General features: G+C 33.7%; 14 protein-coding genes. 9 read left to right on the forward strand and 5 right to left on the reverse strand.

The window, feature by feature from the left end:
- The first annotated feature begins 72 nt into the window (after positions 1-72).
- The gene (locus tag CLV90_RS06375; protein WP_133686634.1) at positions 73-933 is read left to right on the forward strand and encodes a hypothetical protein; all 861 of its coding nucleotides are present in this window, start codon (positions 73-75) and stop codon (positions 931-933) included.
- 44 nt (positions 934-977) lie between these two features.
- On the opposite strand, the gene CLV90_RS06380 is transcribed toward CLV90_RS06375, so the two are convergent.
- Positions 978-1,472, reverse strand: coding sequence for a metallophosphoesterase family protein (locus tag CLV90_RS06380; protein WP_133686635.1), 495 nt, complete (start codon positions 1,470-1,472; stop codon positions 978-980).
- A 135-nt stretch (positions 1,473-1,607) separates the two neighbouring features.
- Between CLV90_RS06380 and truA the strand changes: the two genes are divergently transcribed.
- Both truA and CLV90_RS06390 read left to right on the forward strand, forming a co-directional pair.
- Positions 1,608-2,357: a tRNA pseudouridine(38-40) synthase TruA gene (gene truA, locus CLV90_RS06385; protein WP_133686636.1), complete on the forward strand. Its 750-nt coding sequence runs from the start codon at positions 1,608-1,610 to the stop codon at positions 2,355-2,357.
- Positions 2,350-4,116, forward strand: coding sequence for an ABC transporter ATP-binding protein (locus tag CLV90_RS06390; protein WP_133686637.1), 1,767 nt, complete (start codon positions 2,350-2,352; stop codon positions 4,114-4,116). Before truA ends, CLV90_RS06390 begins: the two co-directional genes overlap by 8 nt.
- Here the strand turns inward: CLV90_RS06390 and CLV90_RS06395 are convergent, their stop codons facing one another.
- From CLV90_RS06395 to folP, 3 genes are read right to left on the reverse strand one after another with little or no spacing between them, the layout of a single operon-like run.
- Positions 4,117-4,914 (reverse strand): DUF3667 domain-containing protein, encoded by a 798-nt coding sequence (locus tag CLV90_RS06395; protein WP_133686638.1) that lies wholly within the window; start codon positions 4,912-4,914, stop codon positions 4,117-4,119.
- Positions 4,914-5,699: a diadenylate cyclase gene (locus CLV90_RS06400; RefSeq protein ID WP_133686639.1), complete on the reverse strand. Its 786-nt coding sequence runs from the start codon at positions 5,697-5,699 to the stop codon at positions 4,914-4,916. The genes CLV90_RS06395 and CLV90_RS06400 overlap by 1 nt, the downstream gene beginning before the upstream one ends.
- A 54-nt stretch (positions 5,700-5,753) precedes the next feature.
- On the reverse strand, positions 5,754-6,578 hold the full coding sequence (gene folP / locus CLV90_RS06405) for a dihydropteroate synthase (protein ID WP_133686640.1): 825 nt from the start codon (positions 6,576-6,578) through the stop codon (positions 5,754-5,756).
- Positions 6,579-6,681: 103 nt separating this feature from the next.
- Here folP and CLV90_RS06410 point away from each other — a divergent pair, with 103 nt between their 5' ends.
- From CLV90_RS06410 to CLV90_RS06430, 5 genes are read left to right on the forward strand one after another with little or no spacing between them, the layout of a single operon-like run.
- Positions 6,682-7,227, forward strand: a complete 546-nt coding sequence (locus tag CLV90_RS06410) for a DUF1599 domain-containing protein (RefSeq protein WP_133686641.1) — start codon at positions 6,682-6,684, stop codon at positions 7,225-7,227.
- A gap of 8 nt (positions 7,228-7,235) precedes the next feature.
- Positions 7,236-8,333 carry a BT_3928 family protein gene (locus CLV90_RS06415; RefSeq protein WP_133686642.1) on the forward strand — a complete coding sequence of 366 codons (1,098 nt, stop codon included), beginning with the start codon at positions 7,236-7,238 and terminating at the stop codon, positions 8,331-8,333.
- A gap of 39 nt (positions 8,334-8,372) precedes the next feature.
- Positions 8,373-9,122 (forward strand): triose-phosphate isomerase, encoded by a 750-nt coding sequence (gene tpiA, locus CLV90_RS06420; protein WP_133686643.1) that lies wholly within the window; start codon positions 8,373-8,375, stop codon positions 9,120-9,122.
- A gap of 15 nt (positions 9,123-9,137) precedes the next feature.
- On the forward strand, positions 9,138-9,974 hold the full coding sequence (gene prmA, locus CLV90_RS06425) for a 50S ribosomal protein L11 methyltransferase (protein WP_133686644.1): 837 nt from the start codon (positions 9,138-9,140) through the stop codon (positions 9,972-9,974).
- Between the two features lie 20 nt (positions 9,975-9,994).
- Positions 9,995-10,270: an ATP-dependent Clp protease adaptor ClpS gene (locus CLV90_RS06430; RefSeq protein ID WP_133686645.1), complete on the forward strand. Its 276-nt coding sequence runs from the start codon at positions 9,995-9,997 to the stop codon at positions 10,268-10,270.
- 132 nt (positions 10,271-10,402) lie between these two features.
- Here CLV90_RS06430 and CLV90_RS06435 read toward each other — a convergent pair whose 3' ends face one another.
- Positions 10,403-10,624, reverse strand: a complete 222-nt coding sequence (locus tag CLV90_RS06435; protein ID WP_133686646.1) for a hypothetical protein — start codon at positions 10,622-10,624, stop codon at positions 10,403-10,405.
- A 565-nt stretch (positions 10,625-11,189) separates the two neighbouring features.
- Between CLV90_RS06435 and uxaC the strand changes: the two genes are divergently transcribed.
- Positions 11,190-12,593 carry a glucuronate isomerase gene (gene uxaC / locus CLV90_RS06440; protein ID WP_133687036.1) on the forward strand — a complete coding sequence of 468 codons (1,404 nt, stop codon included), beginning with the start codon at positions 11,190-11,192 and terminating at the stop codon, positions 12,591-12,593.
- Positions 12,594-12,603: the final 10 nt, after the last annotated feature.

Raw genomic sequence — 12,603 nt, forward strand, 5'->3', positions numbered from 1 at the left:
TTCTATGTCTCCCAAAGGCTTTTTTTATTATGTGGTTTAAAACAACCCGCTTTACTTTAATATAACAGAATTATGAAAAAAATAAAAAACATCATATTTATATGCTGTTGCGTCTTCACTTTTTATGCCCAAGCGCAAAGTGGATGGACAAGAGAGACTAAAGGATTTTATCTTCAGGCATCGGCGGCACATTTCTCGTCAAATAAGTATTATACTACAGAAGGTAGATTGGCTGATCAAGGAAGTACTTTTAATACCAGTGCACTATTAATTTATGGTGAATACGGAATTTCAGATAGGTTTACGGCGATTGTTGATTTGCCATTGGTACGTTTAAACAGTTTTAGTACGACGGAAACTGTTGGCGGTGTAGGTAATATTCAATTAGGGGTAAAGTATAAACTATTAAAAAGCTTCCCGTTGTCTTTGCAAGTAGCATTAGATATACCGACTAACGATGGTAGTAATTTTGCACAATCTAAGAATGCGAATGCACTTGGTGAGTTTGATGAAATTAACCTGCCAATTTCTGATGGTGAGTTTAATGTGTGGACAACCCTTGCGGCTTCGCACGGCTTTAAAAATGGTAAAACTTACGCTTCTGCTTTCTCAAGTGTTAATTTTAGAACAGAAGATTTTAGTAATCAATTTCAGGCTGGGGTAGAACTGGGTCATTTGTTTTTTGACAAACTCTACCTAATCGGTAAGCTAAAAATTCAAGAGCGATTATCTTCAGAAAACAATGTGCAAAGCGGATCGTTCTTGTTTGGCGAGGGTACTACTTTTACCAATTATGGTGTCACTTCTATGTATAAAGTAACTAATCATTTTAATGTGGTCGCCCAATATTCTGATTATGCTGGCTTTTTAGTTGAGCGTAAGAATATTTATGATGGTGGTACATTTTCTTTAGGCGTTTCGTTTGAATATTGATTAGCTGAATACAGGATGTGGATAGAGAGGAACATCCTGTATTTTTATCTTTTTCCTAGCTCTATAACTTCTAGGTCTTTAATATTATCACCTTCTATAACAAAACGTAACATGGTGCGTACTTGGTGAAAACCGTGCTTTCCACATGCTCCTGGGTTCATATGCAATACTCCCAATTTCTTATCCATCATTACTTTTAAAATATGCGAATGCCCACAAATGAATAATTTCGGCGGATTATCTCTGATCATATCTCGAGTTCTCATATTATACTTAGGTGGGTATCCTCCTATATGAGTTATAAAAACATCTACGCCTTCACAAAAAAAACGGTTGTTCTCAGGAAATTCTTTTTGAATTATATGGTCGTCAATATTACCATGCACCCCTTTTAAAGGTTTTAATTTAGCAATGGCATCGGTAACCTCTAAAGACCCTATGTCACCGGCATGCCATACTTCATCTGCCCATTTTACATGCTTTAATATGGCATCGTCAATATGAGAATGAGTATCAGAAAGTAAGAGGATTTTGGTCATTTTTAGAATTCAATTTGATTGGGGAAATATATTCGTTTTATCGAGCAACTAATATTCTTATTTGACTTTGCTGGATCGAATGTTAAAACGTATCCTTTTTAATACCTTTGCGAAGTACAAAACTAGCACATACTTTTGAGATTCTTCATTCAATTTTCATACTTCGGTAAAGCTTATCATGGCTGGCAAAATCAGCCTAATGCCATAACTGTTCAAGAAGTGCTTGAGAACGGCATGTCTAAACTCTTAAACTTGCCTGTTTCGCTTATGGGTGCAGGTCGTACAGATACTGGTGTTCATGCCAAAGAAATGTACGCCCATTTTGATGTTGATGTTCTTGAGAATATTCCTGAATATATTTTTAGATTAAATTCTTTCTTACCAAACGATATTGCGGTTGATCGAATTTTTGAAGTAGAAGATGATGCACACGCACGCTTTCATGCTACGGCAAGGACTTATGAATATCATATCGATAAAAAGAAAGATCCTTTTTCTACAGATTTAGCTCATTTTGTAAAGAAAGACCTAGATATAGAGCAAATGAATAGTGCTGCAGCGTTGTTGTTGGGTAAAAAAGATTTTGAATGTTTTTCTAAGTCGAATACAGATGTTTATACTAATATTTGCGACCTAAGAGAGGCAAAATGGGAGCTAAAAAATGATAAGCTTATTTTTACGATTACAGCAGATCGATTTCTGCGTAATATGGTTCGGGCCATTGTTGGAACATTAATTAATGTAGGATTGGGTAAATACCCTGCAGACTATGTTAATACCATATTAAAAAGCAAGGATAGAACAAAAGCAGGCGTTTCTGTTCCTGCAAAAGGATTATATTTGACCTCTATTGTTTACCCCAATACTATTTTAAAGAATGGATAAGGATTCTGGCAAAGCATTTGACACTCGTCTTTTTAAACGCTTACTCGCCTATACAAAACCGTACAAGATTACTTTTTATGGTGTTGCTTTGGCTGCCATATTATTGTCTTGTTTTGCGATTCTTACTCCCTTAATTGTAAAGAAAATTATTGATGAAGCCATAAAAGAAAGCAATGCAGAAATGTTGCTTTACTTAACCATTGCTATGTTGGTGGTGTTGCTTGGTCAAGTAATTTGTCAATTGGCTTTTAATTATTATGCAAACTGGTTAGGCGAATCTGTTATTAAAGATGTTCGTATAAGTCTCTTCAAGAAAATGCTTTCTTTTAAAATGAAGTATTTTGATAATTCTTCGTTGGGCGTATTGGTAACGAGAGCTGTTGCAGATATGCAACGAATTGGCGAGATATTTAGTCAAGGTTTTTTCGTTATTGTTGCAGACTTGCTGAAAATGGTAGTTGCTGCCATTGTTATGCTATTCATAAATTGGAAACTCGCTTTAATAGTTTTTGCCCTATTACCTATAATAATGTACGCTACAAGATGGTTTCAAAAAGCTATGAAAGTAGCTTTTACAGAAGTTAGGGCAGAGGTTTCTAATCTGAATTCTTTTGTGCAAGAACGTATTACGGGTATGAAAATAGTTCAGCTATTTACTCGTGAAAAAATTGAGAGCGATAAGTTTAGGGAAATTAACGAAAAGCATAAAAAAGCTTGGCTGAAAACAGTTTGGTATAACTCCATTTTCTTCCCGATTGCTGAAATTGTTTCTTCACTTACCGTAGGATTAATTGTTTGGTATGGCGGATTGCAAAATGTTGCTAATATATCTACGGATATAGCTGGTACTATTTTCGCTTTTATTATGTTGATCGATTTGCTTTTTAGACCACTTCGTCAAATTGCAGATAAATTTAATACCCTACAAATGGGGATGGTTGCCGCGAACAGAGTTTTTAAAATTTTAGATACCGATAGTCATATTCAAAATGTAGGTTCTTTTGAGAAAGATGTAGTTAATGGCGATATCAAATTTGATGATGTTCATTTTGGGTACTTGGAAGATGAAGAGGTTTTACACGGAATTTCATTTGATGTAAAGGCAGGAGAAACAGTTGCTATTGTAGGTGCTACCGGTGCAGGTAAGAGTACAATTATTAATTTATTGAATAGATTTTACGAGATTAACTCTGGTTCTATTTTGGTTGATGGTGTAGATATTAAAGAGTACAATTTGTCTTCATTACGTTCGCATATAGCGGTGGTATTGCAAGATGTTTTTTTGTTTGCAGATACGATTGCAAATAATATTTCTTTAAAAAACTCTGCAATAAGTGTTTCTGATATAGAGAATGCAGCTAAAGCTATTGGTGTAGATGAGTTTATAACGAGTTTGCCAGGCGGTTATCAGTATAATGTAAAAGAGAGAGGTACCATGCTTTCAAGCGGTCAGCGTCAATTAATTGCATTTTTACGAGCTTATGTGAGTAATCCCAGTATTCTAATTTTAGATGAGGCTACATCATCTGTAGACACGTATTCTGAGCAGTTAATTCAGTCGGCGACTGATAAAATTACGCAAGGGAGAACTTCAATAGTTATTGCCCACCGTTTAGCTACTATTAAAAAAGCCGATAAAATTATTGTGATGGATGCCGGTAATATTGTAGAGACAGGTACACACAAACAACTGCTTAAAAAAGGTGGTTACTATAGTAATCTTTATGAAGCTCAGTTCTTAGCTGAGGAGGTAGCTTAATTATGGAGCCATTTTCTGAAAGGTATCAGTGAAAAAAGCTAAATAAATGCCTATACCAATTGTAATAATTGTAAATAAGATGCCTATTAAAATTAGGAACAGAAATAGTTTTAATATGGTTTGCTTTATGGTCAGATTAAATAGTTTGTAAAATACCCAAGTAAAGAATCCTATTTGGAATATCATATTACCCATAGAAACATAATAAATAATTTTAGAGTTCCAAATGGTCAGTAAGTAGGCAATATTTATAATTATAGATAAATGTGAGTAAGCATAAATGTTAATTACAAAATGCTCACTTAAATTAAATTGCTTTTTATTGATAAACACTAGTCTAGAAATTAATGCCAAAAATGGCAGCATAGCCATGTAAAAGAGACTTTGATATTTTATTAGGTAAGCATTCCATTGTTTTTGAAAATCCTGTCCTAATTTTTCTGCTTCGGTAATTGAATCTCCAGATTTATAAAGAAAATCAAAATCTAGAGCATTTGGGAAAAACTCAGAATATACATAAGCAAATAATCCTCCAAAAGTAATGGCTATTGTAAAATAGCTGATAGGGTTTAAGTATTTCCTTCTAACACCATTAATGTACCCACCAATAACTTCATCTGGTTTTGTAAAAAGGTGTTTAAAGGTGATAAGAAAGGTATTGTCAACATTGAAAAAACGTTCAGTGGCATCACTAATAAGATTCTTGACCGTAAGTCTGTTTCGAATTACCTTAGCACCACAATCGGGACAATAACTGAAATCGGTTCTTAGGTTGGTATGGCAGTTTTTGCATTCCACTATATTAAATCTTGTTTAAGCATATTCCCTAATTGGGTGATGGAATCGTACAGCACAAATTCTCCGTTTTTTATATAAGAGATTAATCCGGTTTCTTCACTTACTACAATACTTAAGGCATCGGTCTTTTCACTTATTCCTACAGCAGCTCTATGTCGTAACCCGAAACGCAGCGGAATATTACGCTCGTTAGAAACTGGTAAAATTACTCTCGTAGCAACTATATAATTACCAACAATAACAGCCGCTCCATCATGTAGTGTACTGTTCTTGTAAAAGATACTTTCAAGAATAGGTTGGTTAATTTCAATATTCATTCGATCGCCTGTACTCTTTATAAAATCTAAGGAGTTGCTACGTTCAATAACCAAAATAGCACCTGTTTTGGTACTAGCCATTTTTTCGCATGCTTTTAAAATGGCATCAACATCTGTGTCTGTCGATAAGCCTTCTTGCTTTAAGAATTTAAAATGCTTTACAAAATTTCTCTTGTTCGCGAAATTGGTAGAGCCGATCATTAAAAGAAACTTTCTAATCTCTTGCTGAAAAACTATAATCAGTGCAATAAGTCCGACTTGCATAAATGCACCGACCATACTACTGATCATCTGCATGTCTAGCAATTCGGTCAGTTTCCAAAAAGCCCATACGATAACAATACCGATAAAAATATTGATGGCAACCGATCCTCTAACTAGTTTGTAGATGTAGTATAGCAGTACGGCAACAAATATGATGTCTAAAACATCTGTAATCTTAAAGTCAATAAAATTTAAAAAATCCAATCAGTACCGTTTTAGTAAAATTAAGAAAATTGATAACAACAAATTAATATAAACTTAGGCATTTAATTGTTCATATAGTTTTACGCATTCCACAGCTTCTTTAACATCATGAACTCGTAATATTTTTGCTCCCTTTTGCAAGCAGACCATATGTAATGCCGTTGTGCCATTTAATGCTTGGTCGGCAGTGGTGTCCAATGTTTTGTAAATCATTGATTTTCTGCTAATTCCTGCTAATATTGGGTGTTCAATGATATTCATGACTTCCATTTGATTCAAAAGCTCATAGTTTTGTTCTAAATTCTTTGCAAAGCCAAAACCTGGGTCAATGATAATATCTTTTATTCCTAATGCTTTAGCAGCCACCAATCTTTCAGAAAAAAATGAAAGAACCTCTTTCAAAATATCTTTGTAATCTGTTTGTTGCTGCATGTTTTGTGGTGTGCCACGCATATGCATCATAATATATGGTACATGTAATTTTGCAACAGTACTTAGCATTTTATCATCCAGCAATCCCGCAGAAATATCATTAATTATGGCAGCGCCATTTTCAATACATGCTTTTGCAACACTACTTCTAAACGTATCAATAGAGAGTATACTTTCTGGAAAATTCTTAAGAATTAAACTTACAATTGGTACTATCCGTTTTAACTCGGTAGCTTCATCAACTTCTAAAGCACCTGGTCTTGAACTATAAGCGCCAATGTCAATAAAACTAGCACCTTCGTTCAGCATTTTTTCAACCTGATTTAGTATACTCTTTTCGTTTTTGTATTTTCCGCCGTCGAAAAAGGAATCGGGAGTAACGTTCAAAATACCCATTACCTTGGGCTGCTCTAATGATAAAAGTTTACCGTTGCAATTTATCGTCATTATCAATTTTTAAAAGGAATTTGTGGCATTTTCCAAGTTTAAACCGTCAATCTTGATGGTTCCAATTTTTTAAGCGAAATTTACACAAATTAGATAGAATTACATGCTAGATACGGCAAAGGAATACGATGAGGTTATTGAGGTTTGTTTAAATCTGTACCAGAAAAAAATGACAGATTATGGTAGCGCATGGCGAATTTTAAGATTACCATCGCTAACAGATCAAATATTTATTAAGGCACAACGCATACGCAGTCTTCAAGAGAACGATGTTCGTAAGGTTGATGAAGGTGAACGTTCAGAGTTTATCGGTATTATCAATTATTCGGTAATGGCATTAATTCAATTAGAACTGGGTGTTGCAGATCAACCCGATTTAAATACCCAAAAAGCGGTAGAATTATATGCAAAGCATATTAAGATTACCAAAGAATTGATGTTAAACAAGAACCATGATTATGGTGAAGCTTGGCGAGATATGAGAGTGAGTTCTCTTACAGATTTAATTTTGCAGAAATTACTTCGTGTTAAGCAAATTGAAGATAATAAAGGCAAAACCTTGGTAAGCGAAGGTATAGATGCCAATTATCAAGACATGATTAATTATGCGGTTTTTGCATTGATACATTTAGGTTCAGAATCAAAATAATAATAAGAATGAAGTATTTAGTAGGTGTCGTAAGAATTTTTGTTGGTATACTTTTTATTATAAGCGGATTTATAAAACTGAATGATCCTGTTGGGTTTTCTTTTAAGTTAGAAGAATATTTTAGCCAGGGAGTATTAGACTTACCTTTTCTAACTCCTTTTGCTTTGGCAATTTCAATTTTAGTGGTGATTGTTGAGGTCATGGTTGGTGTTATGCTAATAATGGGATACAAACGAAAATTTACCATATGGACGCTGATTGCCATGATTGTGTTCTTTACATTTTTAACCTTTTATTCTGCTTATTTCAATAAAGTAACTGATTGTGGCTGTTTTGGTGATGCTATAAAGCTGACACCTTGGGAGTCTTTTACCAAAGATGTAGTGCTGTTAGTACTTATTTTAATTATATATGCCGGTAGAAAATATATAACACCGTTGGTAAATTCGAAAGTCTTGACGACAGTTCTAGCAGTATCGTTTTTTGCTTGTGTTGGTTACGTGTATTATGTATTAAACCACTTGCCAGTAATAGATTTTAGACCTTATGAAATAGGTAAGAACATCGAAGATGGTATGAGTACACCAGATGATGCCCCAAAAGCTATTTTCGAATACAGATGGAAGTTTGATGTAAATGGTACTGAAGAAATTCATGTGACTACAGGAGATTACCCAACTGTAGATGGTGAGTTTATAGATGTTGAAACCGAAGAGATTCAGGCTGGTTATGAACCTCCAGTTCATGATTTTACCATAGAGCAAGAAGGTGAAGATTTTGCCGCTTCTTTATTACAAGAACCTAAATTGGTTATGGTCATAGCCTACGATTTAAGAAAATCGAATTTAGAAAAATTCAAGAATATTAAAACAGTAACCGACAAGGCTATAAAAGCTGGATATAAAGTTATAGGTATGTCAGCCTCTGGCCCAGATCAAACTGATGCTTTAGTAAAAGAGAACAACCTAGGTTTTGATTTTTACTTTACCGATGAGACGACACTGAAAACTATTGTAAGATCAAACCCCGGAGTGTTGGTTCTAGAAAAAGGAACCATAAAACAGAAAGTACATTACAACGACTTAGAAGATTTAATCTTCAATTAAAATAATAAACTGAAATAGTATAATTAGAAAAAAAACAACATGAGAGCAAAGATAGTAGCAGGTAACTGGAAAATGAACAAGAATTTGGCAGAGACTGAAACACTTTTGGCAGAGTTGGCGGCAAAATTGCCAGATACGAATGCAGAGGTTATGGTTGCACCAACATATGTAAACTTGGCTAGTGCCGTACGTGCTTTAGAAAGTTCTAAAATTGAAGTTATCGCACAGAATATGCATTTTGCAGAAAGTGGTGCTTTTACAGGTGAAATTTCTGCAGATATGTTATTGAATATTGGTATTGATACTGCAATTATAGGTCACTCCGAACGAAGAGCTTATTTTGGAGAAGATGATGAAATTCTTTCAAAGAAAGTAGCAACCGCTTTGGACAAAGGTATACGTGTTATGTTTTGTTTCGGTGAGGAATTAGAAGATCGTAAATCTGGAAATCACTTTAAACTGGTTGAAAGTCAGTTAAAGAATGTACTATTTAATTTAGAGCCATCAGCTTGGACTAATATTGTTTTGGCATACGAGCCAGTTTGGGCAATTGGTACGGGTGAGACTGCTTCTCCTGAACAAGCGCAAGAAATGCATGCATTTATTCGTAAAACTATTTCAGAAGCATTTGATGCTACTATAGCTAATAATGTAACTATTCTTTACGGTGGTAGTGTTAAGCCAGGTAATGCAGAAGAGATTTTTTCTAAACCAGACGTTGATGGTGGTTTAATTGGTGGTGCTTCATTAGTTGCCGACGATTTTATTGCAATTATTAAAGCTATTTAAGCGAAGTATTTAAAAATGAGCGATACAGTATATATTGAATACCGTTTTACGGTAAAACCTAAAGATCCGGCTTCAGACCTTCTCATTGCAGAGTTGGGTGAAGCTGGTTTTGAAAGTTTTGTTGAAGAAGATGATGATGTGTTGGCATACATTCAAAAAACTGATTGGTCTGAAAGTATGTTAGCGGATCTTCCACTACTACAGAATCCGAGATATGCATTTACTTACGATTATAAAGAAATAGAGCAAGAGAACTGGAACGCTACTTGGGAGCAAAATTTTCAACCTATAATTGTTGATGATATTTGTATGATAAGAGCCCCTTTTCATGAGGCTATTGATGTAGATTATGACATTGTTATTGAACCTAAAATGAGTTTCGGTACAGGTCATCATGAAACAACCCATATGATGCTACAGCATATTTTACAATTAGATGTAAAAGGTAAAACGGTGTTAGATATGGGTAGTGGTACAGGGGTTTTAGCGATTCTTTCGGGTATGCGTGGAGCTACTACTATTGATGCCATCGACATTGATAATTGGTGTTATTTAAACGCGAAGGAGAATGTTGAGCGTAATAAAATGGATTTCATTGCTGTTTATGAAGGTGATGTGGCATTACTAGAGGGGAAGAAGTATGATTTGATCATTGCAAATATCAATAGAAACATTTTGTTAGCAGATTTACCGAGCTATGTGAAATCTTTAAATGCAGGTGGTATTTTGTTATTAAGTGGTTTTTATACTGAAGACTTAGAAATGATTTCGCAAAAATGCGCTGATTTAGCGTTAAAATTCGAAAAAAACCTTGAACGTAATAATTGGGTTGCCGCAAAATATGTAAATTAGAAGGTATTAATTGGAATATGATGAGCACAAGAGAAGAAATTTCCGAAGAATTACTTTTAGAAGAAGAAACGGTTCAACAAAATGAAATCGTTCTTTTTAATGATGAGGTCAATACGTTTGACCATGTTATAAATACATTAATGTCTGTTTGTGAGCATTCACCAGAACAGGCTGAACAATGTTCTTTAATAGTGCATTACAAAGGTAAGTGTACGGTTAAGACTGGTGAGTATGAAGAATTGAAACCACAATGTTCTAAATTATTACAAGCGGGACTAAGTGCAGAAATTGTTTAAATCAGGCTTCATAATTTATAGTAGTGTAAAATAGTATTGAAATAAAAAAATCCCTGGAACCATGTTCAAGGGATTTTTTTATTTCAATTAAACTCTTAAAAGAAATTTCAAAAAGTTTTACAGTAATCAAACTTATACTAAAGGTACTCCGTTCAATCGTTTTTCAATCTTTTTCTTTTTGACTGTAACTTCTTTCATTACATCCATCAAAGAAGAATCCTTAGTTTCCTTATATATTTCATTAATACTTAAAATAAGTGCTTTTGCCTCTCTCGACGCTTCTACTCGGTCACTAGTAGACATATTACTCATTTTCCGACCTATAAATTCCTGAGCTTTTTCAAGTAACTCCATGTGCTGCTTTTTTTTCAAAGTTAACATAATATTCAAATTACGCAATTCTTTGTCAATTGTATATGCTTATAGGGCAATTAGATAATAGTATTTATGAACAATTTAACGTAAATGGGGTGTTTAGAGAGTAATTTTCTGTTCTAATGTAAATTTTAGCTTTTCATTTTGTAAAATTTGTCCCTTTTTCGAATTTGTATCATTTACATTGTGTTTCATTCAAGAGTTTTTCATTTTAATTTGTAAATCGCCCAATTTGAAGTGTGCAAATTGATTATTAATGTAAATTTTAATTGGTTTACTTGCTAAATATTTAAAATTCGATATATTTGTGTAATCGATTGCATAAAATTTAATTAATCTTCAATTATTATTTTCAAGTTCATTTTATGCAATTGTAGAACTAGTAAAAGATGTGCTATTATATGTTGTGTTTGTTTTAATTCTTAATGTTGAACATAAAATTACCAGCTTTTTAATATAATCACATTGAATTTTGAAGAATTATAGTCATAGAATGGTGAAATTCTCTATGTAATCAGAACCAAAAATAACTAGAAATGCTATGGTGAAAAATACAACCTTTATAACTAATGATTTTCTGCTGGAAAATAAATTTTCACAAAGGCTTTTTCATGATTATGCTTCTCAAATGCCTATCATAGATTACCATTGCCATTTACCTCCGAATGAGATAGCAAATAATCGTCAGTTTGAAAACCTAACAAAAATCTGGAATGATGGCGACCATTATAAATGGCGTGCGATGCGAACATTTGGTATTGATGAAAAGTACATTACAGGTAACGCTCCAGATAAAGAGAAATTTCTTGAATGGGGTAAAGCGGTGCCCTATACATTGAGAAACCCATTGTATCATTGGACGCATTTAGAACTTCAACGTTATTTTGATATTGATTTGTTATTAAATGCCGATACAGCTAGTGATATTTATGATGAGACTACCGCAAAACTTCAAACTTCAGAATATAGCTGTCAAAGTTTAATTAAAAAGATGAACGTAGAGGTTATTTGTACTACTGAGGATCCTATTGATAGCTTAGATCATCACGTTAAAATAAGGAATAGTAATTTCAATACAACAGTGAGTACAGCATTTAGACCAGATAAAGCTGTAGTTATTTCTAATGATATATATCTTGAATATTTAGAAAAACTTTCTGCTGTTAGTAACGTAAACATCGACTCTTATAAATCTTTGTGTGATGCGCTTTCTGTAAGGTTAGATTATTTTGCTGAAAATGGTTGTACACTATCCGATCATGGCTTAAGCTATGTTCCGTTTAGAACATTTACAGATGCTGAAATTGAAAACATTTTTCAAAAAAGAAAAGAGAAAAAGCAATTGTCCTTAGAGGAAGATGAGAAATTTCAAACTGCGATATTATTATTTCTTTGTGAACAATACCATTCTCGTGGATGGATACAGCAATTTCACCTTGGCGCATTACGAAATAATAATGCAAGAATGACCCGTATTTTAGGTCCGGATACAGGTTGGGATTCTATCGGAGATTATTCTCAGGCAAGAACCCTTTCCAGCTTTTTAAATGCTTTAGATTCTAAAGACAAGCTTACTAAAACTATATTATACAATCTAAATCCGTCAGATAATGAAGTTCTAGCGACAATGATCGGTAATTACAATGATGGTAAGGTAAAAGGTAAAATGCAGTTTGGTTCTGGTTGGTGGTTTATGGATCAAAAAGATGGTATGACCAGACAACTCAATGCATTGTCTAATATGGGATTAATTAGTTGTTTTATAGGGATGTTGACAGATTCAAGATCTTTTCTTTCATACCCTAGGCATGAATATTTTAGACGAATTGTGTGTAATCTTTTTGGTCAAGAAATGCAACGAGGAGAATTACCCCAAGATTTTGAATTGGTGGGGCAAATTATACAAGATATTAGTTATAATAATGCAAAGGAATATTTCAAATTTTAATCCCTCGTTC

Origin of the sequence: Maribacter spongiicola, assembly GCF_004364165.1 — a bacterium.
In the GTDB taxonomy this organism is placed as follows: Bacteria; Bacteroidota; Bacteroidia; order Flavobacteriales; family Flavobacteriaceae; genus Maribacter; species Maribacter spongiicola.